This is a genomic window from Mesorhizobium sp. C264A (assembly GCF_040324515.1).
In the GTDB taxonomy this organism is placed as follows: Bacteria; Pseudomonadota; Alphaproteobacteria; order Rhizobiales; family Rhizobiaceae; genus Mesorhizobium.
Genome location: NZ_JAMYVY010000002.1, coordinates 549,214 through 574,626, shown reverse-complemented (window position 1 = coordinate 574,626; position 25,413 = coordinate 549,214). Strand labels below are relative to the sequence as shown.

Genomic DNA, 25,413 nt, shown 5'->3' with positions numbered 1-25,413 from the left:
GCCGCCTAGCGATCAAGCAGCGCCTGCAGCGTCTCGATGCGGTCGGCTTCGGCGGTCGGCTTGTCCCAGCGCAGCCGTGAGATGCGGGGAAATCGCATCGCAACGCCGGATTTGTGGCGGGTCGAACGGTTGAGACCTTCGAACGCCACCTCCAGCACCAGGCCTTGGCTGCGGTCGGCGCGCACCGAGCGCACCGGGCCGAAACGCTCGACCGTGTTGTCGCGGACAAATTTGTCGATCTGCTTCAGCTCCTCGTCGGTGAAGCCGAAATAGGCCTTGCCGACCGGCACCAGTTCCTCTGCGCCTTCCGGCCCCGACCAGACGCCGAACGTATAGTCGGAATAAAAGCTTGACCGCTTGCCATGGCCGCGCTGCGCATACATCAGCACAGCATCGACCGTGTGCGGATCGCGCTTCCACTTGAACCACGGGCCTTTCGGCCGTCCCGCGAGATAGGGCGAATCCCAGCGCTTCAGCATCACGCCTTCGATGATCGGGTGCGGCGGCGCGCGGCGCAGTTCCTCCAGCGTTTGCCAATCCGGGAATTCGACGAATGGCGACAGATCGAAACGGTGCGGGTCCAGCGTTGTGATGAAGGCCTCAAGACGGGCCCGCCGCTCGCGGAAAGGTAGCGCGCGCAAATCTTCGCCGTTGATCTGCAGCGCATCGTAGCAGCGCATGAACGCCGGGTATTGCTGCTGTATCTTCGGGGCCACGCTCTTGCGATTGAGCCGCTGTTGCAGGTCCGAAAAGGTGCCGGTCGCCACCGGCTCGCCGACCAGCAATTCACCATCGAGCGCGGCGGAAAAATCCATTGCCTGGGCGAGATCGGGAAATGCGCCGGACACATCGTCGCCGGTGCGCGAATAGAGCCGGCGCACGCCGCCCTCGCACACCGCCTGAACGCGGATGCCGTCCCATTTCCATTCCGCGGCATAGTCGGCCGGATCGAGCTTTTCGAGGTCGCCGTCGCCGACCGGGTTCGACAGCATCACCGGACTGAACAGGGCAAGTGCGGTCCGCTTCGGCTTCTCGGCCTTGCCTTCCAGCCACGCGAACAGCGAGATATAGGGCGGCGTCAGCCCGTGCCACAGCTCCTCGATCTCGGCGACATCGACCTTGCCGAAATCGGCCAGCGCCTGTTTGGCCAGCCGCGCCGAAACGCCGATGCGCAAGCCGCCGGTGACCAGCTTGATGATGGCAAAGCGCGCCGAAATGCCGGCGCTGTCGAGCAGCCCGGCCAGCACCTTGGGTCCGTCGGAGCGGCTCGCCGCCTGCAGCGTCGCCACGACGTCGCCAAGCGTCGGCTCCCGGTTGGGGATATGTCCCGGCGTTTGCGGCCAGACCAGCGACACGGTTTCAGCGAGGTCGCCGACATAGTCGTAGGAATAGCCGAACAGCACCGGATCCATGCGCTCGGTGACCAGCGTGCGCAGCATCGCCGGCTTGACCGCCGCAATGTTGAGGTCGCCGGTGATCGCCGCCAGCGCCAGCCCGCGGTCGGGGTCCTCGACGCTGCGGAAATAGTCGACGAGCAGCGTCAGCTTGCCATTGCGCGACGGCGTCAGCACCAAGCGGTCGAGGAGTTCGGCGAAACGGTTCATGCGTCGCCCCACGCCAATGGTGAAAACCGGCGCGAGGCACCCCCCTCTGGCCTGCCGGCCATCTCCCCCTCAAGGAGGAAGATCGGATGTCGCGCCGGCCTTGGCCAATCTCCGATATTGGCGGAGATGAGCCGGCATTGGAGCTGCCAATATGCCCCCTTGACGGGGAGATGTCCGGCAGGACAGAGGGGGGCGCAACGGGTCGCGGCGCTGGTGATCACCATCAATCGCCCTCGTCCTCATAGCCCACAAGGTGCAGTGGCCTGGCGGCGATGCCTTCCAGCTCGCACCAGCGCACCAGCGCTTCCTCGCGGCCATGCGTCACCCAGATTTCGCCGGCGCCCGTCTCCTTGACGGTAGCGGTCAGTTCGTCCCAGTCGGCATGGTCGGAAATGATCAGCGGCAGTTCGACGCCGCCTTGCTTGGCGCGCTGGCGGATGCGCATCCAGCCCGAGGCGAAGCATGAGATCGGGTCGGGAAAGCGCCGCGCCCAGCGGTCCGCGAAGGCCGATGGCGGGCCGACAACGATGGCCCCGGTGAAATCCTGCTTGCCGCCGCTGTCGACGGTTGCCGGCTCCAGCGTGCCGAGGTCGATGCCCTGGCTCTGGTAATATTCGCTGAGCTTGGCCAGCGCGCCGTGGATATAGATCGGCCTGTCATAACCGGCATCGCGCAGCAGCCGCATCACCCGCTGTGCCTTGCCCAGCGCATAGGCGCCGACCAGATGCGATCGCTCGGGAAACTGCGCCGCCGATTTGAGCAGCCGGGCGATCTCCTCCGTGTCGGGCGGATGGTGAAACACCGGCAGGCCGAAGGTCGCCTCGGTGATGAACACATCGCATTGGACCGGTTCGAACGGTGCGCAGGTCGCGTCCTTCTGGCGCTTGTAGTCGCCGGAGGCGACGATGCGCCTGCCCTTGTGCTCGACCGCGATCTGCGCCGAGCCCAGCACATGGCCGGCCGGATGGAAGGTGACGCTGACATCGCTCAGCGCCATCGCTTCGCCAAGCACGGCCGCTTGCGTTGTCCCGGCAAAATCCTCGCCATAACGCAACCCCATAATGTCGAGCGTCTGCTGCGTCGCCAGCACCGAACGATGGCCGGATCGGGCATGGTCGGAATGGCCATGCGTGATCAACGCCCGGTTGACTGGCCGCACCGGGTCGATGAAGAAATCGCCGCATGGGCAATAAAGGCCTTCAGGCCGGGGATGAAGCAGGTCGCTGGCGCGCATCCAGTCAAGATAGTGGCTAATTCCAGCGCGGGAAGCCTGTTGCAAGAGACTGCTGACTCGGCCTACAGCCAGCCACCGGCCGCATCAGCCGGCGGGGCCATCGCCATGCAACCGCTGAAAATCTCGTCCGGCGACCTGACCGCCGACCGTCGCGCCGACTATGCCGAGATGCTTTTCGGCTCGGGCGAGCACGCGGCAGCGGCGGAGCTGCTGCTCGGCGCGCTGGAACTGGCGCCGCAATGGGCGGCGGGCTGGTTCCGCCTGGGCGAGATGCAGGAGGCAACGGGGCTGCTCGACCTGGCGACGCAGGCCTGGGCGGCTGTGCTGAAACTGGACCCGGCGGATCGCCTGGGTGCTGCGCTGAAGCTGCAGCTGATCGGCAAGGCGCCGGCTGCCGCAGCGCCACCCAGCGCCTTCGTCGAGACGCTGTTCGACCACTATGCCGAGACTTTCGAGGACTCGCTGGTCGACAAGCTCGGCTACCGGCTGCCGGAGTTTCTCGATCGCGCCATTCGCGCGGCAAGACCGGGCCGCTTTTCGCTGGCGCTCGATCTCGGTTGCGGCACCGGTCTGATGGGCGAGAAACTGCGGCCGGTCGCCGAACGGCTGGAGGGCTACGATATCTCCGCCGCCATGCTGAAAAAGGCCCGCGCCAAGGGCGTCTACGACCTGCTCGCCAAGGCCGATCTGCAGCATTTTGCCTATGCCGGGCCGAAAGCCGATCTGGTGGCGGCGGCCGACGTGTTCATCTATGTCGGCGCGCTCGATCGCGTGGTGAAGACCGTCGCCGGCATTCTGGCCACCAATGGCCTGTTTGCCTTTTCCGTCGAAACGCCAGCCAAGGGCGGGGCGGGCGGCGACGCCGGTTTTGCGCTGCAGCCGTCTCGTCGCTACGCCCATTCTCAAGCCTATGTCGAGCGGGTGCTTGCGGCAAACGGCCTGTCGGTGCTGTCGATGCAGCCGACCGTCATCCGCTGGGATCGCCGCCAGCCGGTCGGCGGGCTTGCCGCGCTGGCGGTGCCCTCGTCCAAGGGTTGATGTCTCGTCTTGTTCGAAAACGTGAATAAGATTTTTGCGGCTGGCGCGGCATCAGGTAGGATACAAGCCGAGAAAAGCCCTCGGCAGGCATTGAGGAGGAACACATGCGCTGGAACATGATGGTCTTGGCGTCCTGCCTAGCGATGGCCGGCTGCAGCAGCTCGATGTCGGAGCGGCAGGACCAGGACGTACAATCGTCGCTGCAGTATGACAATGTGCCTTGCGACCAGTTGCTGGCGCAGCGCAACGAACTGGCGCAGCAATACCATCTGTCGACGGACGCCAAGCCGAGCTTCTCCAATCCGGCGATGGGCTTCGGCCCGTTCACGCCGGATATGCGCTCCAAAAGCAAGCGCGACACCGACCTGGCAAGCGGCCAGATCGATGCCATGAACCGCTCGATCGTCCGCCGCGACTGCGGCACGCCCAACAAACAGAAGAAGTTCAGTCTGCCGAGCTGAACCTGGACTTCCTCAGTACCCCGCCTTGCGGTCGACCACGTTATCAAGCTTTTCGCCGCGCTCGAAGGCATCCATCTGCCGCAACATGCTCGGCGCCAGGTGGACAGGGTCGGAGGTCGCCGCCGCGTGCGGCGTCACGAACACTTTCGGGTGACTCCATAGCGGACTGGTCTTCGGCAGCGGCTCGACCTCGAACACGTCGAGGCTCGCCTCCTTCAGCGTGCCGTCGCCCAGCGCGCGCAATATGTCGGCGTCCTTCTGCAGCCGGCCGCGCCCGGCATTGATCAGCACCGAGCCGCCGAGGCCGTTGCGCTTGCGCAATTCCTTCAGCACGCCGTAATTGATGATGCCGTGCGTATCCGGCGTCAGCGGCAGCAGCACCACCAGTATGTCGGTGGCGTTGAGGAAGGGGATCAGCCCGGCCTCTCCGGCATAGGTCGCAACGCCTTTCATGGCCTTGTCGCTCCGCGACCAGCCATTGACGGCAAAGCCGAGCGACAACAGCACCGATGCCGCCGCGCGGCCGAGATTGCCGAGCCCCATAATGCCGACCGAGATGTCACCGGCCGGCCGCTGCGGCGGTTCGTGCCAGGTCTTCTTCGGCTGCTGCGCACGATAGAGCATGCCCTGGCGGTGATGGTCGAGCACGCGCCAGACGACATATTCGGTCATGTACTGGGTGAGGTTGTCGGCTACCACTTTGACGATCGGCACATCGGGCAGGCCGGGATCGGCGAAGATATGGTCGACGCCGGCGCCGATCGAGAAGATTGCGCGTAGATTGGGCAGCGATTTCAAGAGGTTCGGCTTCTGCTTCCACACCACCGCATAGGTGATCGACGGATCCGAAGCGCCGTCCGGCTCCAGCACCACTTCGCGCTCGGCCGACAGCAGCTCGCGCCAGCGCTGCGGATGAAAGCCGGTGACGGCAAGCAGGATTTTGCCTTTTTCCATTTGCGGATTGTATTCCCTGTTATTCGCTGACGATACCGACCGGCGCCGTCTCGATCTTGAACGCGGCCGAGATCAGCGCCTTCGTATAGTCGGTCTGCGGCCGCTCGAAAATCTGTTCGGAAGGGCCGGCTTCGACGATCTTGCCATTGCGCATGACGATGACGTCATTGGCAAGGGCGCGAATGACTTTCAGATCGTGGCTGATGAACAGATAGGCAAGGTCGTGCCTGGCCTGCAGATTGCGCAAGAGGTCGACCACTTGCGCCTGCACGCTCATGTCGAGCGCCGAGGTCGGTTCGTCCAGCATGACGAAGCGTGGATTGAGCACCATGGCGCGCGCAATGGCGACGCGCTGGCGCTGGCCGCCGGAGAATTCATGCGGATAGCGGTTCCTGGTCGCCGGATCGAGCCCGACCTCCTTCAGCACGGCGACGACCTTGTCGTCGCGTTGATCGGGCGACAGCTTCGGCTCGTGGATCTTCAAGCCTTCCTCGATGATCTCCGAGACCGACATGCGCGGGCTGAGCGAGCCGAACGGGTCCTGGAAAACGATCTGCAACTCGCGGCGCAGCGGCCGCATGGCGTTGAAGGAAAGCTGGTTGATGTCGCTGCCATTGAACTGGATGGTGCCGGTCGATGAGATCATCCGCGCCAGCGCCAGCCCGAGCGTCGTCTTGCCGGAGCCGGATTCGCCGACGACGCCGAGGGTCTGGCCGGCGCGCACGGTGACGTCGATGCCGTCAACTGCCTTCACATTGTCGACGGTGGTGCGAAAGAAACCCTTCTTGATCGGGAACCAAACCTTGATGTTCTTGCCTGTCATCACCGGCTTGGCGGCATCGTTGGCGGCCGGCGGCTTGCCCTTCGGCTCGGCGGCCAGGAGGTGCTTGGTATAAGCGTGCTGCGGGTTGGCGAAGATGTCCCTGGTCGGCCCGGTCTCGACGATCTTGCCTTTGGTCATCACGCAGACGCGGTCGGCGATCTTTCTGACAATGCCGAGATCATGGGTGATGAACAGCATTGACATGCCCTTGCGGCTCTTCAGCCCCGCCAGCAATTCGAGGATCTGCGCCTGCACGGTGACGTCGAGCGCCGTCGTCGGCTCGTCGGCGATCAGCAGTTCAGGCTCGTTGGCCAGCGCCATGGCGATCATGACGCGCTGGCGTTGGCCGCCGGACAATTGGTGCGGATAGGCGTCGAGCCGCTTTTCCGGTTCGCGAATGCCGACCTCGTTGAGCAGCGCCAGCGTGCGCGCCTTGGCCTGGCGGTCGCCCATGCCCTGATGCAGCGCCAGGATCTCGACGATCTGCTGCTCGATCGTGTGCAGCGGATTGAGCGAGGTCATCGGCTCCTGGAAGATCATGGTGATCTTGTTGCCGCGCACGCTGCGCAACTGCTTTTCGTTCATCGCCAAAAGGTCGGCGCCCTGGAACAGGATCTTGCCCGAGGGATGGCTGGCCGTCGGGTAGGGCAGAAGCTTCAGCACCGACAGCGCCGAGACCGATTTGCCGGAACCGGATTCGCCCACAAGCGCCACCGTCTCGCCCTTGGCGAGATCGAAGGAGATGTGGTCGACGGCTATCGACTGGTTGCCGCCTTGCGTGAAGGCAACGCTGAGATCGCGGACCGAGAGCAGGGGCTCGCTCATCGGAACGCCTTGCGCGGATCGAACGCATCGCGCGTCGCCTCGCCGATGAACACCAGCAGCGACAGCATCAGCGAGATGACGATGAAGCCCGATATACCGAGCCAGGGGGCATTGAGGTTACTCTGCGCCTGTTTTAGCAGTTCACCGAGCGACGCGGTGCCGGGCGGCAGGCCGAAGCCGAGATAGTCGAGCGAGGTCAGTGTCGAGATCGAGGCGCTGACCAGGAAAGGCATGAAGGTCAGCGTCGCCACCATGGCATTGGGCAGAAGATGGCGCAGCATGATGGTGCGGTTGGACACACCAAGCGCGCGGGCCGCGTTGACATATTCGAAGTTGCGTGCGCGCAGGAATTCGGCGCGCACCACGCTGACAAGCGACGTCCAGGAGAAGAGCAGCATCAGCCCGAGCAGGATGAAGAAGCCCGGCGGCAGGATGGCGGCGACGATCAGCAGCAGATACAGCAGCGGTATCGCCGACCAGATTTCTATGAAGCGTTGAAAGAGAAGGTCGGTCCAGCCGCCGAAATACCCTTGCAGCGCGCCGGCGGCGACGCCGATAACCGACGAACCCGCAGTCAGGATCAACCCGAACAGCACGGAAATCCTAAACCCGTAGATGATGCGCGCCAGCACGTCGCGCGCCTGGTCATCGGTACCCAGCCAGTTCCAGTTGCCGACAATGCAGTCAGGATCGGCAGCGCCTTGCGGATATTGGCTGCATCGCCTCTGCGCGTCGTATTCCCATGACGGTTTTGCGGGAGCGGCGTCGGGGATCGCATTGTTGACGGTGCGGTAGGAATAGCGGATTGGCGGCCAGATCATCCAGCCATTGGCGTTGATCTCGTCGCGGATGACCGGGTCGCGATAGTCGGTGACGGCGTAGAAGCCGCCGAATTTTTCCTCGGGGTAGGCGACCGCCACCGGGAACAGGATCTCGCCTTTGTAGTAGGCGACGATCGGCCTGTCGTTGGCGATCAGTTCGGCAAACAGCGACAGCACGAACAGAGCGAGGAATATCCACAACGACCAGTAGCCGCGCCGGTTGGCCTTGAAGTTCTGCCAGCGCCGCTTGTTGAGCGGCGACAGCCAGGGGCGGGCGATCCTTGTCGGTGTGATCTCGGCTGCAGCCTGCGTCATCAGACGTCTCTCCGCTCGAAATCGATGCGCGGATCGACCCATGTGTAGATCAGGTCGGACAACAGCGTCACGAACAAACCAAGCAGCGAAAATATATAGAGGTTGGCGAACACGACCGGATAGTCGCGCGCCAACACGGACCTGAAACCGAGCAGCCCGAGACCGTCGAGGGAAAAGATGTTCTCGATCAAAAGCGAGCCGGTGAAGAAGGCCGAGATGAAGGCCGCTGGAAAGCCGGCAATGACGATCAGCATTGCGTTGCGGAACACATGTCCGTAAAGCACCCGCCGCTCCGACAGGCCCTTGGCACGGGCCGTCACCACATACTGTTTGCGTATCTCTTCCAGGAAGGAGTTCTTGGTCAGCAGCGTCGTCGTCGCGAAGGCCGACAGCACCAGCGCCGTCAGCGGCAAGGTCATGTGCCAGAAATAATCGACGATCTTGTCGGGCCACGACAATTGGTCCCAATTGTCGGAGACGATGCCGCGCAGTGGGAACCAGTCCCAGAAGGAGCCGCCCGCGAACAGCACCATCAGCAATATGCCGAACAGGAAGGCCGGTATGGCATAGCCGACGATGATCACGCCGCTGGTCCAGACGTCGAAGGCGGAGCCGTCCTTGACCGCTTTGCGGATGCCAAGGGGGATCGAGATCAGATAGGACAACAGCGTGATCCACAGCCCAAGCGAGATCGACACCGGCATCTTCTCCAGGATCAGGTCAAGAACCGAGATGTCACGGAAATAGCTGTCGCCGAAATCGAAGCGGGCATAGTTCCACAGCATCATGCCGAAGCGTTCGAGCGGTGGTTTGTCGAAGCCGAATTGCTTTTCCAGCTTCTTGATGAATTCCGGATCGAGCCCTTGCGCGCCGCGATACTTCGAGCCGACGTCACCGGCCACATCGAAATTGCCGCCGCCTCCTGCATCGCCGCCGCCGCTGCCGAGGCGGTCGCTGCCGCCCTGGTTGGTCAGGCTGGCGATGACCTGCTCGACCGGTCCACCCGGTGCGAATTGAGTGACGACGAAAGCAACCGCCATGATGCCGAACAGGGTCGGTATCATCAGCAGGATACGGCGCAGTATGTAGGCGCCCATCAGCTTTCACCCTCCCCCTTGTGGGGAGGGTCGATCCGCGAAGCGGAGCGGGGTGGGGGTAGTCTCGATCCGGCGTACGCCGTCACACCCCCACCCCGGTTCGCCATTCGCGCTGCGCACGAAGTGCTCACCGACCCTCCCCACGAGGGGGAGGGTAAAGTGCCGCGCAACAGCCTACCCTTTGCCAATTTTTGCCGCCTTGCCCTTGTCGACCCACCACAGCGCTTCGACCGGGAAGTCGAAATCGGGTTTCCGCTCGGGAAAACCGAACATGTCCCAATAGGCGCTTCGATGATTCGCCAGGAACCAACTTGGAATCCAATCCCTCCGTGCACGCAAGACCCGGTCGAGCGCGCGCATGGCAATTGTCAGGCTTTCGCGACCCTCGGCGGCACCTGCGGCGTCAACCAGGGCGTCGATGGCCGGGCTCGACGTTCCCGGCAGATTGCGAGAGCCCGATACGGTAGCTGCTCGCGAATGGAAAATGGTTTCGAGGTCGTCACGGGTTGGCGTCGCCGGAAACGAGGCCGCGACCGAGACGAGGTCGTAGTCGAACGAATTCTGCCGCAGCTGATATTGCGCGGCATCCACCAGCCGGATCGAGGCATCGATGCCGACCGCCTTCATGTTTTCGACCCAGGGCGAGTAGACCTGTTCGAAGACTTCGTCGTCGACAAGAAACTCTGCGGACAACCGACCACCCTTGTCGTTCACGACGAAATTGCCGGACCGTTTCCAGCCGGCCTCGGCCAGAAGCTTGGCCGCCTTGCCAAGCAACTGCCGGTCGCGGCCGGAGCCGTTCGACGCGTCCTGGATCACGGCTTCGCCAAAAGCCTCGGCGGGAATCTGCTCACGCAGCGGCTCAAGAAGAGCCAATTCTTGTGGCGACGGTCTGCCCTCGGCGCGAAATTCGGATTTCTCGAAGCAGGATTGCGAGCGCTCATAGGAACCGTAGAAGAAATTGCGCCGCGTCCATTCGAAGTCGAAGCAGAGCCCGATCGCCTGCCGCACGCGCGAGTCGCGAAACTGCTCGCGCCGCTGGTTGACGGCGGTGCCCTGCATCGAAGGCACCGTTTCGGCCGGGAATTCGTGCTTCACCACCTTGCCGGCAGTGAACGCTGGGAAGTCGTAGCCGGTCGCCCAGACGCGCGAGGTGAATTCCTCCCTGTAGAGGATTTCTCCCTTCTTGAACGCTTCGAAGGCAACGCTACGGTCCTGATAGAACTCAACGCGGATCCGCTGAAAATTGTTCTGGCCGCGATTGACCGGCAGGTCGTTGCCCCAATAATCAGCCACACGCTCATATTCGATCCAGGCCCCTGCCGACCAGCGACCGACCTTGTAGGCGGCTGACCCCAACGGCGGGTTCATCTGCGAGGAATCGAACGGGTTGGCCGTGTAGAACGCCTTCGACAGGACCGGGAACTCGACGACGTTGAGGATGGTGCGGCTTGTCTGCTTGCCGGAAAACCTAAGCTGCAGCGTGTGGGCATCCACGGCAATCGCGTCATCCAGATGCGTTAGCGGCAGGGAATAGTACGGGTGCCCCTTGTCCTTGAGCAGCTTGAAGGTGAAGGCGGCATCCTCTGCCGTCAATGGCGTGCTGTCATGGAAGCGGGCCTGCGGGCGCAGCGAGAAGGTGAAGTCGTTGCGGTCGTCGGAAATCGTCACGCCGTCAGCGATCAGCCCGTAAACGGCGTCAGGTTCGTCGTACGCTCTCACCATCAGTGAATCGAAGCACATCTCCGTGCGCTGGGGCGAATCGCCTTTGGGAACGAACGAATTCAGCGTGTTGAAGGTCAGCGGCGTCTGGTTGGCAAGCCAGTTGCGCGGCAGGAAGTTGAAGACGCCACCTTGCGGCGCATCGACATTGACATAGTCGAAATGAGTGAAGTCCGGCTTGTATTTGAGGTCGCCGAAAGCCGACAGTCCATGCAGTTTCACGCCGGTTGGGCTGGCGGCGAAAGCCTTGCCCGGCAGCAGCGCAGCAACGGCCGCGGCGCCACTGAGGGCCAGGAAATCGCGGCGAGGGAGCCCCGCCATCAATTGCTGCCCTTGTACTTGGCGGCCAGGGCCTTTTCCTTGTCCGCATCGATCCACCAGGAATCGATATCGGCGCCACGGTAGCCGGGCTGCTTTTCCGGGATGCCGAACTTGTTCCAGTAAGCCAGCCACACAACGGCGCGATAGTATTGCGGCACCACATAGTAATTCCACAGCAGCACGCGATCGAGCGCATGGGTGGTGGCGACGAGGTCATCGCGATCCGTGGCAAAAATGATGCGGTCGACAAGGGCGTCAACGACCGGGTTCTTGATGCCGGAATAATTGCGCGATGCCGGTGTGTCGGCGGCCTTGGAGCTCCAGAAATCGCGCTGCTCGTTGCCGGGCGATTCCGACTGTTGGAGCTGTCCTGTGATGACGTCGTAATCGAAGTTTCTGACGCGGTTGGTGTACTGGCTCGGGTCGACGATGCGCAGTGTTGCATCGACGCCGATCTTGCGCAGATTGGCGATCCAGGGGCTGGAAATGACCTGGTCGGTTTCATTCGAGCCTAGGATTTCAAACTTGAATGGCTCGCCGGTCTTGGCGTTGACCATCTTGCCGCCCTTGATCACCCAGCCGGCCTGGGCGAACAGGTCGACCGCCTGCTTCAGATATTTGCGCTCCGCCTGCGGCGAATCGTAGACCGGCAACTTGAATTCCTGGGTGAATACTTCCGGCGGCAGCTTGTCGCGGTACTTCTCCAGGATCTCCAATTCCTTGCCTTGCGGCAAGCCGCTGGAGGCTAGGTCCGTGCCCTGGAAATAGCTGTGGGTGCGAGTGTTGAAACCGAAGAACAGCGTGCGGTTCATCGATTCGAAATCGAACGGGTAGGTGAGCGCGGCCCTGACCAGACGATCGGCAAACAACCTATGTCTCTGGTTGAGCATGAAAGCCTGCATCGGCTCGGGCGAGGTGGTCTTGAACTCCTGCTTGATCACATCGCCGGCCTTGATCGCCGCGAAATCATAAAATGTCGCCCAGCGCTTCGAGCTGTTTTCCGGCTTGATATCGTCGAGGCCACCTTTCTTGAACGCCTCCCAGGAGGCGTTGTCGTCAAGAATGTAGGTGAAGTGCTGCGTGTCGAAATTCTCCCGGCCGATCTTCACAGCCAGCTTGGCGCCCCAATAGTCGGGGACGCGCTGCCAGACGATTTCCGACCCCGCCTTGAAGCTGGCGATCTTGTATGCAGCCGAGCCCAGCGGCGGCTCCAGCGTCCCCTTGGTGATGTCGCGCTTCTTGCCATTGTCGTCGGTGCCTTCCCACCAATGCTTGGGCAGCACGACAAGGTCGCCGAGGATCTTGGGCAGTTCGCGATTGCCCTTCTGGTCGAAGTGGAACTCGACCTCACGGTCCGAGACAGCGACGGCGTCGGTGACGTTTTCGAAATAGCGGCTGTACATCGGGCTGTTGGCCTTCAGCACCTGGAACGACCAGATCACGTCGTCAGTGGTGATCGGCTGTCCGTCATGCCATTTCGCCCGTGGGTCGAGCCGGTAGGTGGCCGAGGAATAGTCGGTAGGGTACTTGTAGGCATCGGCGATGAGCGGGTGGCTGACGCTGCCTTCGTCAGTCGCTTGATCCATGAGCGTGTCGTAGAGCAGGCCGCCGCCAAATGGCTGCAGGCCGGCCGCCGGCGAGCCCTGCACGACGTAGGGATTGAAGCTGTCGAACGTGCCGGAAACGACCGAATTGTAGGTACCGCCCTTCGGTGCATCCGGATTCACATAATCGTAGCGCTGGAAGTTCTCGCCATATTTGGAGGGGCCGATCAGCGAAGAGGTGGTGTGCCATTCCTGGGGGAAGGATGCCTGCAGGCCGCCTGCGAGGGCGCCCACAACCAGAAAGGACCTCAGAAGCGTTCGGCCAACCGTCATGCGTTCTCCTCGTCGCGATGCCCGGCAATCCTAAATGATTTGACGCCGGTGAAAACCGCCATGCGGCGGCTTTGTCGCCGCATATGCGATTTTCCTAACAAAAAGCCGGGCTGAACCCGGCTTTTTTGAGGTCATGGAGATGACAATTCGGTTATTTGGCGGGCGCCGGTGCCGGCGTCGCAGGGGCTGGAGCTGCACCTTCAGCCGGCTTGGCCGGAGCGGCACCCTCGGCCGGCTTGGCCGGCGCCGTTGCATCGGCGGCGGCACCTGGCGTCGGCAGCGGCTTCGGGCTATCCGACAGCGTGCGCAGATAGGCAATGACGTTGGCGCGGTCCTCGTCCTTCGGCAGGCCGGCAAAGCCCATCGCCGTGCCCTTCACGAATTTCTTCGGCGAGGTGATGAAGTGGTTGAGATTGTCATAGGTCCACTTCTCGGCGCCGCCCTTGGAAAACTCCTTCATGCCGGCCGAATAGGCAAAGCCCTCATGCTCGGCGACGGGGCGGTCGACGATGTCCCAGAGATCCGGGCCGACCTTGTTGGGGCCGCCTTTTTCGCCGGAATGGCAGGCCTGGCATTTCTTAAAGACGGCCGCACCTTGCTCGACATTGGCGGTGGCCAAAAGGTCGGCGATCGGCTTCGCCTCTGCTGCGGGTCCGGCGGCGCCGCCTTCGGCAGGCTCCGTCGCCTCGATGGCAAAGCCGGGTTTTTCCGGCGCCGGCGAGGCAAACAGGGCGTCGGACACCAAACCGACCGAGAAGACGACGAAACAGGTTCCAAGCAACCCGGCGAGCAGTTTGTTGACTTCGTTGGAATCCATACGCCCCAGGGCTCCCTTTTCCGGCGGACCTCTCCGTCCACTCCGTCCGTCGGTATCGTGACCCACCCCGTCGAGCCGGTCAAATCGGGCGGAAACTAGGTCTTTTGCTTGGGCGTTGCAACACCTATAAGGGCGCTTCCAGTGAGACCTTTTGCCACTTTCCCCATCCTCTTTCGAACGCCTTGCAACCTCGATGTCCACGCTCATCCTGATCCCGGCCCGCATGGCCTCGACGCGCCTGCCGGGCAAGCCGCTGGCCGACATAGCCGGCGCGCCGATGATCGTCCATGTCGCCCGCCGCGCCGCTGAGGCTGGGCTTGGCCGGGTAGTGGTGGCAACCGACACGCGCAACGTGGCCGAAGCGGTGCGCGCGCACGGTTTCGAGGCGGTGATGACGCGCACCGACCACGAATCCGGTTCCGACCGTATCTTCGAGGCGCTGACCGCCCTCGACCCCGATCGCAAGGTCGAAACCATCGTCAATGTGCAGGGCGACCTGCCGACCATCGATCCCAAGATCATCGGTGCGGCGCTGAAACCGTTCGAGGACGCTGCGGTCGACATCGCCACGCTCGGCGTCGAGATCGTCCGCGACGAGGAAAAGGCCAACCCCAACGTCGTCAAGATCGTCGGTTCGCCGTTGTCGGCGACGCGGCTGAAGGCGCTCTATTTCACCCGCGCCACCGCGCCCTGGGGCGAGGGGCCGCTCTATCACCATGTCGGCCTCTACGCCTATCGGCGCTCAGCCCTCGAACGCTTCGTCGCGCTAAAACCTTCGCCGCTCGAACGGCGCGAGCGGCTGGAGCAGTTGCGGGCGGTGGAGGCCGGTATGCGCATCGATGCCGAGATCGTGCAATCGCTGCCGCTGGGCGTCGACACGCCGGAAGACCTCGAACGCGCCCGACAAATTCTTTCCTGAGACCTTCAACCTGAGATATCGGCATGCCTGACAAGACCAACAGAATAGCCTTCCAAGGCGAACCGGGCGCCAATTCCGACACCGCCAGCCGCAACATGTTCCCTTCGATGGAGCCGTTGCCGTGCCCCACCTTCGAGGATGCCTTCAACGCGGTCGAGACCAACAAGGCCGACCTCGCCATGATCCCGATCGAAAACACCATCGCCGGCCGCGTCGCCGACATTCATCATCTCTTGCCGGAATCGAAACTCCACATCGTCGGCGAGTATTTTCTGCCGATCCACTTCCAGCTGATGGTGCTGCCAGGCGTCAAACGCGAAGAGATCAAGACCGTGCACAGCCATATCCATGCGCTGGGACAGTGCCGCAAATACATCCGCAAGAACGGTTGGAAGCCGGTGATCGCCGGCGACACGGCGGGCTCTGCGAAGCTGGTCTCGGAGCTCAAGGACCGCACCATGGCCTCGCTCGCCCCGGCGCTAGCCGCAGAACTCTACGGCCTCGACATCATCGAGAAGAACGTCGAGGACACGGATTCGAATGTCACCCGCTTTGTCGTGCTGACCAAGGACAAGCGATTGGCCGAACGGCCCTCGGCCGACACCAAGATGATGACGACCTTCATGTTCCGTGTCCGCAACGTGCCGGCTGCGCTCTACAAGGCAATGGGCGGTTTCGCCACCAACGGCGTCAACATGACGAAGCTGGAGAGCTATCAGTTGGGCGCCTTCACCGCGACGCTGTTCTACGCCGATATCGAGGGCCATCCCGACGATCCACTGGTCAAGCTGGCGCTGGACGAACTGCGCTTCTTCTCGCGCGAAGTGCGCATTTTGGGTGTCTATCCCGCCAGCGAGTCGCGCGAGCAGTGGAAGGTCGCGGACTAAGGTTCCCTAAACCAGCAGGGTCAGCGGCACATAGTCGATTTCCATGAAGGTTTCGACTTCCGGGATCCAGCGGTCGCGCACGAAGGCAACGTGGTCGGGATGCTCGTTATATCTGGTGTAGGCGGCCTGATCGACGAACTCCATCGAGAAGCCGAAGTGATAGTCGTTTTTCGGGCTGACTTGCCGCAGCGGCTCGAAATGGGTGACGCCCTTGATTGCGCTGAGAATGCGCTTGGCATCGGAGAGGAACCGCTTTTCCTCCAGCGAGTACTGCGGGTGCTTCAGGGTGAAAACCACGGTGTGACGGATCATTTTTTGCTCCCGTTAAGCAATTCCAGGAAAAGTGTGAAGCGGTTTTCCGTCCGGAATTGCGTAAAATAACAAGTCTTATTCGCTGTCGACCCAGGCGCGGATCAGATGATGCGCGATCGCGCCTTTCGGCGGCGTGACCAGATTGTCCTTGTGCGTCCTCTCCAGCATGGAACGCACCTCGTCGCGAAAAAACCAGCGGCAATCTTCCAACTCGTTGAGATCGGCCTGGATGTCGTCATTGAGCGGTTCGCCGAAACAGCCGATCATCAGCGAATAGGGGAACGGCCAGGGTTGGCTGGCATGGTAGACGACGCGGCCGAGCCGGATGCCGGCTTCCTCCAGCGTTTCGCGGCGCACCGCCGCCTCGATCGTCTCGCCCGGCTCGATGAAGCCGGCAAGCGCCGAGTACATGCCGGGCCCGAAATGCCGGCCGCGGCCGAGCAGGCATTTTTCCCGCGTCGCCGTCAGCATAATCGCCACCGGATCGGTGCGTGGAAAGTGCTCGGTGCCGCAATTTGGGCAATGGCGCTTGTAGCCGCCGGCCCGCATATGCGATTCATGGCCGCATTTGCTGCAGAAGCGATGGGTGGCATGCCAGGCAAGCAGGGCGGCGCCTTGCGCCAGCGCGCCCGCTGCCGCCTCGTCGATCAGCCCCTGCATATAGACCGAGCGATAATCGATCGCCTTCATGGTCTCCGGTAGCTGTTCGGGATCGAGGCCGACCGGCACGGCAAGGACCGGGCCGCTCTCGGCAAAGCCAAGCAGCACGCCTTGTGCGAGTGATGGCTGCAGCTTCTGGCTCTCAGCCAGATCGAACCAAGGGTCGAAGCTGCCATCGTGCAATTTCAGATACAGCCGTCCGCCATGCATCGGCAGAAGACGTGCCGAGGGATCGGCCAACGCCCTTTCGACGGAATCGTCGGCGCGGTTCTCGGATTGCCGATCAATCGTGTTTCCGGCGAAGCCGACGAACTGGCTCGGTTCGCGCAAGGGCGCGTCAAAAAGGCGAAAGGTCATGGAAGCTCGAACGTCTAGGGATGGACACAGGCGGCTTATAGCGCCGCCTTGATCTGTTGCGCAAATTGGCGGATGCCTGAACGCTCATAGGGCTCGCGCATGCCGTGCCCCCACACCGGCCCCGGCCAGCCCGGATCGCCTTCCGAGCGGGCGATGACGTGGACATGCAATTGCCGAACGATGTTGCCGAGCGCGCCGGTGTTGATCTTGGTGCAGCCCGTGGTTCTTTTCAGCGCCTGCGCCACCATGTTGGTTTCGAAGGTCAACATCGCCTGGTCGAGCGGCGTCATGTCGTGGATTTCTTCGGCCCCCGGCCGCTGCGGCACCAGGACCAGCCATGGCCAGCGGCTATCGTTCATCACCCTGAGCTCGCACAGGCCGAGCCACATCAGCTGCTCGCTATCCGCCTCCAGCCTGGAGTCGAGCGTGAATCCGGCCTTGAGGCCCGGTAGCATTGGCGTTTCCCTTGCGCTTCTCGCATTATTCCCAAACTCATGACGCTAGAGCGGCTGCACGGGGGCTGCAAGCGATTCATTGAGCGGCGGAGTTCAAGGGCATCCGATTCTCATTGCACCCTTGCATTTGATCGCTGAATTGCCGATATGGAACGCGGGAGGTTGGTGGTGGACGATCCACTCGCCAACCGGGTCAGGTCCGGAAGGAAGCAGCCCTAACGAGCCCGGAACGGGTCATTGTTCCAGCCTCCCACCTCATCGGCCCCTCTCGCGACATTGACGACGCATTGCAGCGCGGGCGAGACTATTGGAGCAATTCCAGGGAAAGTGTGAGCGGTTTCCCGTCCGGAATTGCGTTAAAGCAAAGGGTAGAGCGGTTTGCCGTTTCAGAAAACGGTGAAACGATCTAGCAGGAATCGGCTACGCTGAGACGCGGCCTTTTGGAGCTTTACGGGCGAATGAGCGAAGCCGGAAATTCGGACCCCGAAAACCTGGAGAAGCAAAAGGCCGTCGCCTATCGCGTGCTGGCGCGCAAATATCGTCCGTCGAATTTCTCGGAACTGATCGGCCAGGAGCCGATGGTCCGCACTTTGACCAACGCTTTCTCCACAGGCCGCATCGCCCAGGCCTGGATGCTGACCGGCGTGCGCGGCGTCGGTAAGACCACGACGGCGCGCATCCTGGCGCGGGCGCTCAACTACAAGACGCCGACGGTCGACCATCCCTCGGTCGACCTCGCCCTCCTGGGCGAGCACTGCCAGGCGATCATGGAAGGCCGCCATGTCGACGTCATCGAGATGGACGCCGCGTCGCATACCGGCATCGACGACATCAGGGACATTATCGAGCGCGTGCGCTATGCCCCGGTGTCGGCGCGCTACAAAGTCTACATCATCGACGAAGTGCACATGCTCTCCACCCAGGCCTTCAACGGCCTGTTGAAGACGCTGGAAGAGCCGCCGCCGCACGTCAAATTCATCTTTGCCACCACCGAAATCCGCAAAGTGCCGATCACCGTGCTGTCGCGCTGCCAGCGTTTCGACCTGAGACGCATCGATGCCGGCGCGCTGGTCGCGCATCTCGCCTCCATTGCCGGCAAGGAAGGCATTTCGGTAGACGACGACGCGCTGGCGATGATCGCGCGCGCCGCCGAAGGCTCGGCCCGCGATTCGCTCTCCATCCTCGACCAGGCAATCGCCCATGGCGGCGGCGCCGTCAGCGCCGAAGCGGTGCGCGCCATGCTGGGTCTCGCCGACCGCGCCCGCATCGTCGACCTGTTCGAACATGTCATGAAAGGCGATGTGGCGGCCGCCCTTGCCGAATTCCGCAACCAGTACGACACCGGCGCCGATCCGGTTGCCGTGCTGACCGATCTGGCCGAATTCAACCACCTCGTCACCCGGCTGCGCTTCGTGCCGACGGCTGCCGACGACGCTTCCCTGTCCGAGGATGAGCGCCGCCGCGGCGCCGACTTCGCCAGCACGCTGTCGGTCAAGGTTCTGTCGCGAACCTGGCAGATGCTCTTGAAAGGCATTCCCGAGGTGCAGTCGTCCAACCGACCGGTCAGCGCCGGCGAGATGGTGCTGATCCGGCTGGCGCATGCCGCCGACCTGCCGACGCTGGACGAGGCGCTGAAATCTCTAGAGAGCGGCGCTCCGGCGTCCGGTGGTGCGTCACGCCCGAATGGTGCGCCGGTAAATGCCGGCAATGGCGGCGGCGCCAGCGCGGTAGCGCAGACCCGGATGCCGTCCGGGCCAGCCGGTGCGCAAACCATGCGATTGGTCGACGCGCCCCCGGTCGCCTTTGTCGCGCCTCCGCAGCCGGTCGTCGAGCCGCAATCGCCGCCGCTGAAATCGCTGGCCGATATTGTCGCTCTTGCCGACGCGCAGCGTGACATCGCCTTTAAGGTGCTGGTCAAGAGCTGTATTCGCCTGGTGCGCATCGAGCCCGGCCGTATCGACGTCGGCCTGACCGCCGATGCGCCCAAGATGCTGCTCAACGACTTGACGACGAAGCTGCGCGCCTGGACCGGCCGCAACTGGCTGGTGTCATTGTCGAAGGAAGAGGGCGGCCAAACGCTGGCCGAGATGGAATCGACCAGGCGCGAGACTGCTTTCTCCGACGCGAAAAGCGATCCGGCTGTGGCCGCCATCCTGGCGCGCTTTCCCGGCGCCAAGATCATCGACGTGCGCATTCCCGACGCGCCGGAAGTCGACACCGACAAGGCCGAAGCGCCGGTCGAGCCGCCGTCCGACGACGACGAAACCTGACCATAGCCACGAATCCGCAAAGGACCCGACCATGAAAGATCTTCTCGGCCTGATGGGCAAGGCGAAGGAAATGCAGGCCAAGTTCCAGGCCATGCAGGACGAGATCGCGACGATTGAAGCAAGCGGGCAGGCGGGCGGCGGGCTGGTCAATGTCACGCTGACCGGCAAGTTCGAAATGAAGTCGCTGAAGATCGATCCGTCGCTGTTCAAGGAGGACGAGGTCGAGATTCTCGAAGACCTGCTGCTGGCCGCTCACAATGACGCCAAAAATAAGGTCGAGCAGATTATGCAGGAGAAGACCAAGGCGCTGACGGCAGGCTTGCCGATCCCGCCCGGAATGAAATTGCCGTTCTGAGCCGGCTCCAACCAGTTAATTGATTATGAAGGGAAATCGGCTGCGGAGGCTGTTGTTAAGACTTTCTCCGGCTTTGCTCACGCGGACATATCCGGGCATTTATAAAGTTTTACCTATGCTGCACGAAAGCTAATCCTTTAGCCATCTTTTTGCCTTTAAGAGTCTCATTCTTGCCACATCTCGGGGCGGGCTGGCATCTGGACAATGAGGCATTTTTGTTGATCGCGACGCGATGGAAGACGCCGCTTCTGCTCGGCATCATCTTCTCCCCTATGTTCCTGGCCGGTTGCAGCCAGACCACGTCTTCGCACGGCCTGTCGGTCGCCAGTCTGACCGACGCCATCACGCCCAGCTTCCTTTCGACGCGCGCCTACCGCAACACGCCGAAGGAGAAGGAATGTCTGGAGCGGGCGATGTTCTTCGAGTCCAACCGCTCGAGCCGTGACGGCATGATCGCCGTCGGCACGGTGGTGATGAACCGGCTGCGCTCCGGCAATCATGGCAGCACCATTTGCCAAGTGGTTGGCGAACCGGGCCAGTTCGCGCCCGGCGTGATGACGCGGGCGATGAATTCGAAAGCGATGCCCGATGTCGAGGAGGCCGCCGATGCGGTGCTCAAGGGCGAGCGCAAGGCCAAGCTGAAAAACACGATGTACTTCCACACCGCCGGCCTGAGGTTCCCCTACAAGAACATGCATTACACCATGGTTGCCGGCGGCAACGCCTTCTACGAGAAGCGCGGTCGCAACTGGCAGCCGCTGCCGGATGAATCCACGACCATGGTTGCCTCGGCGCAGCCGCGCGCGCCTGTGCCTGAAGCGCCGGTGCAGGTTGCCTACGCCGAGCCGGTGGTGAAGACCATTGTCCGTCCAGATCCTGCCAAGCAGGCCGCGGCGGTTCGCGCAGCCAAGGCGACACGTGCCCCGGCCGAGCAGACCTATGTGACGGCTTCCGCGGCGCCCGCCAAGAGCGCCCGCGTCGCCGCCAAGCAGACGGAGGTGGCGATGCAGGAGCCGATGGCCGAGCCCGATGCCTCGCGTTTCGGCGGCACGCTGAACGCCCGCCACATCACCTCGGTTCCATCGGCAACGCAGGAAGCGTCGATGGGCTTCCAGTCGACGCCTGAGAATACCGACGCTATCGGCGCGATGATTATCGACCAGACCCGGCCAGCGTCAGCTTACTGACGCCAAAAACAGTTTCCAAGCCCGCCATGGCAGCATGGCGGGCTCGGTGCGTATGCGGCATGTTTCAAAGCGCGCGGAAAAATCCTAGATCAGTGCGATGTCGAAGCGAATCGCCGGTCCCGAGATCGAACGCCTGATCCAGCTCCTGGCCAAGGTGCCGGGGCTAGGGCCGCGTTCGGCCAGGCGTGCGGCACTGCACCTCATCAAGAAGAAGGAGCAGCTTTTGTCGCCGCTCGCCGCCGCCATGGCTGAAGCCGCCGACAAGGTGCGCATCTGCACGACCTGCGGCAACGTCGATACCTCCGACCCTTGCATGATCTGCACCGATCCGCGCCGCGATGCCTCGACGCTGATCGTCGTCGAGGATGTCTCCGACCTCTGGGCGCTGGAGCGGGCGGCGGCCATGAATGTGCGCTACCACGTGCTCGGCGGCACGCTATCGCCGCTCGACGGCATCGGCCCCGACCAGCTCAATGTCCGCTCGCTGGTCGACCGCGTCGCCGGCGGCGAGGTGAAGGAGGTGATCCTCGCCGTCAACGCCACGGTCGAGGGCCAGACGACGGCGCATTATCTCACCGACCAGCTCTCGGGTTTCGAGATCAAGGTCACCAGACTTGCGCATGGCGTGCCGGTCGGCGGCGAACTCGACTATCTGGATGAGGGGACGCTGGCGGCGGCCTTGCGCTCGCGGACGGCGTTTTGACGCAATTGGCGGGCAGGATGTGCGACATGAAAGCTTCGCATTCTTCGAGGTTTGCGCCAAACACCCCCCTCTGTCCTGCCGGACATCTCCCCCTCAAGGGGGGAGATCAGCAGCTTCTCGGGCGGCATTCTTCTTTCAACGCTGGTGGTTGGCGAAAACCGAAGCGACAGCCAATCTCCCCCCTTGAGGGGGAGATGTCCGGCAGGACAGAGGGGGGCGCGACAGAACGCGGATCTTTCGGATTGGCGCTCGTTGCGCTTCTCGCATCCCTCGTTGCCCTGCTTTTTGTAGCCCCCGCCTCCGCCGCCAAAATCGACGACCAGTTCCGCGCCTGGCTGAAAACCGATCTCTGGCCGGAAGCCCAGACCAAAGGCATCTCCAAATCCACCTTCGACGCCGCTTTCGACGGCGTGAAGCCGAACCTCAAATTGCCCGACCTCGTCCTGCCCGGCGAGAAACCCAAAACTCCGCAAAAACAGCATCAGGCCGAGTTCGGTTCGCCCGGCGCCTATTTCGCCGAAAAGACGGTGCGCGCCGTCACGTCAGGTGGGCGCACGCGCGAGGCGGCCAACGCCAAGACGCTGGCTGCGATCGAAAAGCGCTACGGTGTCCCGGGCGAGATACTGTTGGCGATCTGGGGCCGCGAGACCGGCTTCGGCGCGGCGAAAATGCCCTACGACGCCTTCGAGGTTCTCGGCACCAAGGCGTTCATGTCGACCAAGAAGGACTTCTTCCGCACCGAGGTACTGGCGGCGCTCGAGATCGTCGAGCATGGGTTGGCGCCGGTCGGCGCCATGAAATCGTCCTGGGCCGGCGCGCTCGGCCAGCCGCAATTCATGCCGACCTCGTTCCTGAAGCACGCCGTCGACTACGACGGTGATGGGCACCCGGACATCTGGAATTCGACGCCGGACGTGCTGGCCTCGATCGCCAACTATCTCGTCCACTATGGCTGGGTGAAGGGGCGTGGCTGGGGTTTCGAGGTGACGGTTCCGGAAAGCGTTTCCTGCTCGCTCGAAGGTCCCGACCAGGGCAAGAAGATCTCAGCCTGGGCGGCGATGGGAATCAGCCGCGTCGGCGGCAAAGCCTTTCCGGCCAACGAACCGAAGGCGGAAGGGTTCCTTTTGATGCCGGCCGGACGCAGCGGTCCGGCCTTCATCGCCACGACAAATTTCTACGTGCTGAAGCAATACAACACCAGCGACCTCTACGCCCTGTTCATCGGCCATGGCGCTGACCGCATCGCCCATGGCGATGCTGATTTCGTCGGCAGCTGGGGTGCGGTCGGCGGCCTGCATCGTTCCGACATCGCCGCGCTGCAACGGGCGCTGGAGGCCAAGGGCTACGATGTCGGCAGCGCCGACGGCCTGCCCGGCTTCAAGACCCGCCGCTCGATCGGCAGCTGGCAGGAAAAGAACGGCCGCCCCGCCACCTGCTTCCCCGACGCCGATCTGGTTGCTGCCATCAAGTAACACCGAAAAGAGCAGATTTTTCCCCATCGGCGGCTGCAATTGGCTCGCCCATGCTTCGACGCGCACAGCATATTCCGGTCCAGTATGCCGGCTCGCAAAAATGCCCGTTGCCGGTTGGAGGGCTGCCGGATAGGGTGTTGACCAACTGGAAAAAAATCAACACGGTATGGGGTCTAACGGTCGTCCTCCGGCCGCGAAAAAGATTACTGCAGCCCTGAGCCGGGAACTCGGGGTCAACAATCAACAAAACAGGGAACAATCATCATGATGATGGAAAAGTTTGCTCTACGTTCGCGCGTCTGGCTCGCAGGTGCTGCCATGTCCGCTCTGCTCATTGGCGTCGCGCCGGCCTTTGCCGTGACCCCCGCCGACACGCTGGTCGAAGGTTTTGCCATCGACGACATCATCTCCATGGATCCGGGCGAGGCGTTCGAACTGTCGACCGCCGAAGTCACCGGCAACACCTATGATCTGCTGGTCCGCCTCGACCTCAGCGACACCTCCAAGGTCAAGGGCGACCTTGCCGAGAGCTGGACCGTCTCCGACGACGGCCTGGTCTATACGTTCAAGCTCAAGCCCGGCCTAAAGTTCGCTTCGGGCAATCCACTGACGGCCGCCGATGTCGCCTATTCCTTCGAGCGCGCCATCAAGCTGGATAAGCCGCCGGCATTCATCATCAACCAGTTCGGCATCAGCGGCGACAATGTTGCCGACAAGGCCAAGGCCGTCGACGATACCACCTTCCAGTTCACCGTCGACAAGGCCTATGCGCCGAGCTTCGTGTTAAACTGCCTGTCGGCAACGGTCGCTTCGGTCGTCGACGCAAAGCTGGTCAAGGAACATGTCGCCGCGGTGACGCCGAGTGCCGACTACAAATGGGACAACGATTTCGGCAACGCCTTCCTGAAGACCGGTTATGCCGGCTCCGGCGCCTACAAGCTGCGCGAATGGCGGGCCAATGAGGTCGTCGTGCTGGAGCGCAACGACAATTACAATGGCGAGAAGGCCAAGCTCGCCCGCGTCATCTACCGCAACATGAAGGAAAGCTCGGCACAGCGCCTGGCGCTCGAAGCAGGCGACATCGACGTTGCCCGCAACCTCGAGCCGAACGATCTCGACGCCATCGCCAAGAATGCCGATCTCACCACGACCAGCGCGCCGAAGGGCACGGTCTTTTACATCAGTCTCAACCAGAAGAATCCGAACCTCGCCAAGCCCGAGGTTCGCCAGGCGTTCAAATATCTGGTCGACTACGATGCGCTGAGCACGACCATCCTCAAGGGCATTGGCGAGATTCACCAGACCTTCCTGCCCAAGGGCGTGCTGGGCGAACTGGACGAAAATCCGTTCAAGTTCGACGTCGCCAAAGCCAAGGAACTGCTGACCAAGGCCGGCCTGGCCGACGGCTTCAGCGTAACCATGGACGTACGCACGGGACAGCCGACAACGGGCATGGCGGAATCGATCCAGCAGACGCTTGGCCAAGCCGGCATCAAGCTGGAAATTATCCCGGGCGACGGCAAGCAGACGCTGACCAAATACCGCGCCCGCAATCATGACATCTATATCGGCCAGTGGGGCCAGGACTATTTCGATCCGAACTCCAACGCCCAGACCTTTGCCTCAAACCCGGACAATTCGGATGAAGGCAAGACCAAGACGCTGGCCTGGCGCAATGCCTGGGAGATCCCGGACCTGACAAAGCAGACCGAAGCAGCCTTGCTGGAGAAGGATGCCGGCAAGCGCGCCGATATGTACAAGAGTCTTGAAAAGACGATCCTCGACACCAGCCCCTTCGTCATCATCCACCAGCAATTGGAAGTGGCAGGCCTGCGCAAAAACCTGAAAGGCTTTGCGCTCGGTCCGAGCTTCGACACCAACTTCGTCGGCCCGGTCTCCAAGGAATAGCGCCGGCGGACGCGCCCTG

General features: G+C 62.5%; 22 protein-coding genes and 1 other RNA gene. 11 read left to right on the top strand and 12 right to left on the bottom strand.

What is annotated here, in order from left to right; genetic code table 11:
• Nucleotides 1-5: 5 nt before the first annotated feature.
• Complete coding sequence (locus tag NKL04_RS21830; RefSeq protein WP_023688777.1) at nt 6-1,604, bottom strand: cisplatin damage response ATP-dependent DNA ligase; 1,599 nt, start codon at nt 1,602-1,604, stop codon at nt 6-8.
• Between the two features lie 223 nt (nt 1,605-1,827).
• Nucleotides 1,828-2,838: a ligase-associated DNA damage response exonuclease gene (locus NKL04_RS21825; protein ID WP_023688776.1), complete on the bottom strand. Its 1,011-nt coding sequence runs from the start codon at nt 2,836-2,838 to the stop codon at nt 1,828-1,830.
• A gap of 105 nt (nt 2,839-2,943) precedes the next feature.
• On the opposite strand from NKL04_RS21825, the gene NKL04_RS21820 reads away from it, so the two are divergent.
• Together NKL04_RS21820 and NKL04_RS21815 are read left to right on the top strand one after the other, a co-directional pair.
• Entirely contained in the window at nt 2,944-3,876 is a 933-nt protein-coding gene (locus tag NKL04_RS21820) for a class I SAM-dependent DNA methyltransferase (RefSeq protein WP_023699440.1), read from the top strand.
• A 104-nt stretch (nt 3,877-3,980) separates the two neighbouring features.
• Complete coding sequence (locus NKL04_RS21815; protein WP_023692609.1) at nt 3,981-4,337, top strand: hypothetical protein; 357 nt, start codon at nt 3,981-3,983, stop codon at nt 4,335-4,337.
• A gap of 12 nt (nt 4,338-4,349) precedes the next feature.
• Here the strand turns inward: NKL04_RS21815 and NKL04_RS21810 are convergent, their stop codons facing one another.
• From NKL04_RS21810 to NKL04_RS21780, 7 genes are all read right to left on the bottom strand, one after another.
• Nucleotides 4,350-5,291: a 2-hydroxyacid dehydrogenase gene (locus tag NKL04_RS21810; protein WP_023682039.1), complete on the bottom strand. Its 942-nt coding sequence runs from the start codon at nt 5,289-5,291 to the stop codon at nt 4,350-4,352.
• A 19-nt stretch (nt 5,292-5,310) separates the two neighbouring features.
• The gene (locus NKL04_RS21805) at nt 5,311-6,939 is read right to left on the bottom strand and encodes an ABC transporter ATP-binding protein (protein ID WP_023699441.1); all 1,629 of its coding nucleotides are present in this window, start codon (nt 6,937-6,939) and stop codon (nt 5,311-5,313) included.
• Nucleotides 6,936-8,075, bottom strand: a complete 1,140-nt coding sequence (locus tag NKL04_RS21800) for an ABC transporter permease (RefSeq protein ID WP_023682037.1) — start codon at nt 8,073-8,075, stop codon at nt 6,936-6,938. The genes NKL04_RS21805 and NKL04_RS21800 overlap by 4 nt, the downstream gene beginning before the upstream one ends.
• The gene (locus tag NKL04_RS21795; RefSeq protein WP_023669509.1) at nt 8,075-9,172 is read right to left on the bottom strand and encodes a microcin C ABC transporter permease YejB; all 1,098 of its coding nucleotides are present in this window, start codon (nt 9,170-9,172) and stop codon (nt 8,075-8,077) included. Before NKL04_RS21795 ends, NKL04_RS21800 begins: the two co-directional genes overlap by 1 nt.
• 174 nt (nt 9,173-9,346) lie before the next feature.
• Nucleotides 9,347-11,215: an extracellular solute-binding protein gene (locus tag NKL04_RS21790; RefSeq protein WP_023699442.1), complete on the bottom strand. Its 1,869-nt coding sequence runs from the start codon at nt 11,213-11,215 to the stop codon at nt 9,347-9,349.
• The gene (locus NKL04_RS21785) at nt 11,215-13,092 is read right to left on the bottom strand and encodes an extracellular solute-binding protein (protein WP_023682035.1); all 1,878 of its coding nucleotides are present in this window, start codon (nt 13,090-13,092) and stop codon (nt 11,215-11,217) included. The genes NKL04_RS21790 and NKL04_RS21785 overlap by 1 nt, the downstream gene beginning before the upstream one ends.
• 151 nt (nt 13,093-13,243) lie before the next feature.
• The gene (locus tag NKL04_RS21780) at nt 13,244-13,909 is read right to left on the bottom strand and encodes a c-type cytochrome (RefSeq protein ID WP_023669512.1); all 666 of its coding nucleotides are present in this window, start codon (nt 13,907-13,909) and stop codon (nt 13,244-13,246) included.
• 193 nt (nt 13,910-14,102) lie between these two features.
• Here NKL04_RS21780 and NKL04_RS21775 point away from each other — a divergent pair, with 193 nt between their 5' ends.
• On the top strand, nt 14,103-14,828 hold the full coding sequence (locus NKL04_RS21775; RefSeq protein ID WP_023669513.1) for a 3-deoxy-manno-octulosonate cytidylyltransferase: 726 nt from the start codon (nt 14,103-14,105) through the stop codon (nt 14,826-14,828).
• A 23-nt stretch (nt 14,829-14,851) separates the two neighbouring features.
• Entirely contained in the window at nt 14,852-15,715 is an 864-nt protein-coding gene (locus NKL04_RS21770; RefSeq protein WP_023682034.1) for a prephenate dehydratase, read from the top strand.
• Between the two features lie 6 nt (nt 15,716-15,721).
• Here the strand turns inward: NKL04_RS21770 and NKL04_RS21765 are convergent, their stop codons facing one another.
• The 3 genes from NKL04_RS21765 to NKL04_RS21755 all read right to left on the bottom strand — a co-directional run bounded on the left by NKL04_RS21765 (nt 15,722) and on the right by NKL04_RS21755 (nt 17,499).
• Nucleotides 15,722-16,027 carry a Dabb family protein gene (locus NKL04_RS21765; protein ID WP_023669515.1) on the bottom strand — a complete coding sequence of 102 codons (306 nt, stop codon included), beginning with the start codon at nt 16,025-16,027 and terminating at the stop codon, nt 15,722-15,724.
• Between the two features lie 75 nt (nt 16,028-16,102).
• On the bottom strand, nt 16,103-17,044 hold the full coding sequence (nudC, locus tag NKL04_RS21760; RefSeq protein WP_023682033.1) for an NAD(+) diphosphatase: 942 nt from the start codon (nt 17,042-17,044) through the stop codon (nt 16,103-16,105).
• A 35-nt stretch (nt 17,045-17,079) separates the two neighbouring features.
• Nucleotides 17,080-17,499: an HIT domain-containing protein gene (locus tag NKL04_RS21755; protein ID WP_023682032.1), complete on the bottom strand. Its 420-nt coding sequence runs from the start codon at nt 17,497-17,499 to the stop codon at nt 17,080-17,082.
• A 157-nt stretch (nt 17,500-17,656) separates the two neighbouring features.
• Here NKL04_RS21755 and ffs point away from each other — a divergent pair.
• From ffs to NKL04_RS21720, 7 genes are all read left to right on the top strand, one after another.
• Nucleotides 17,657-17,753: signal recognition particle sRNA small type (gene ffs, locus NKL04_RS21750), an RNA gene on the top strand.
• A 204-nt stretch (nt 17,754-17,957) separates the two neighbouring features.
• Nucleotides 17,958-19,769, top strand: a complete 1,812-nt coding sequence (locus tag NKL04_RS21745) for a DNA polymerase III subunit gamma/tau (protein WP_023699443.1) — start codon at nt 17,958-17,960, stop codon at nt 19,767-19,769.
• Between the two features lie 31 nt (nt 19,770-19,800).
• Entirely contained in the window at nt 19,801-20,124 is a 324-nt protein-coding gene (locus NKL04_RS21740; protein ID WP_023669519.1) for a YbaB/EbfC family nucleoid-associated protein, read from the top strand.
• A gap of 218 nt (nt 20,125-20,342) precedes the next feature.
• Nucleotides 20,343-21,311: a cell wall hydrolase gene (locus NKL04_RS21735; protein WP_023696746.1), complete on the top strand. Its 969-nt coding sequence runs from the start codon at nt 20,343-20,345 to the stop codon at nt 21,309-21,311.
• 97 nt (nt 21,312-21,408) lie between these two features.
• A complete protein-coding gene (recR, locus tag NKL04_RS21730) occupies nt 21,409-22,014 on the top strand; it encodes a recombination mediator RecR (protein ID WP_023696745.1) in 606 nt (201 codons plus the stop codon).
• Nucleotides 22,015-22,208: 194 nt separating this feature from the next.
• Nucleotides 22,209-23,486, top strand: a complete 1,278-nt coding sequence (locus tag NKL04_RS21725; RefSeq protein WP_023696744.1) for a lytic murein transglycosylase — start codon at nt 22,209-22,211, stop codon at nt 23,484-23,486.
• A 264-nt stretch (nt 23,487-23,750) separates the two neighbouring features.
• Nucleotides 23,751-25,394, top strand: a complete 1,644-nt coding sequence (locus tag NKL04_RS21720; protein ID WP_023699444.1) for an ABC transporter substrate-binding protein — start codon at nt 23,751-23,753, stop codon at nt 25,392-25,394.
• Nucleotides 25,395-25,413: the final 19 nt, after the last annotated feature.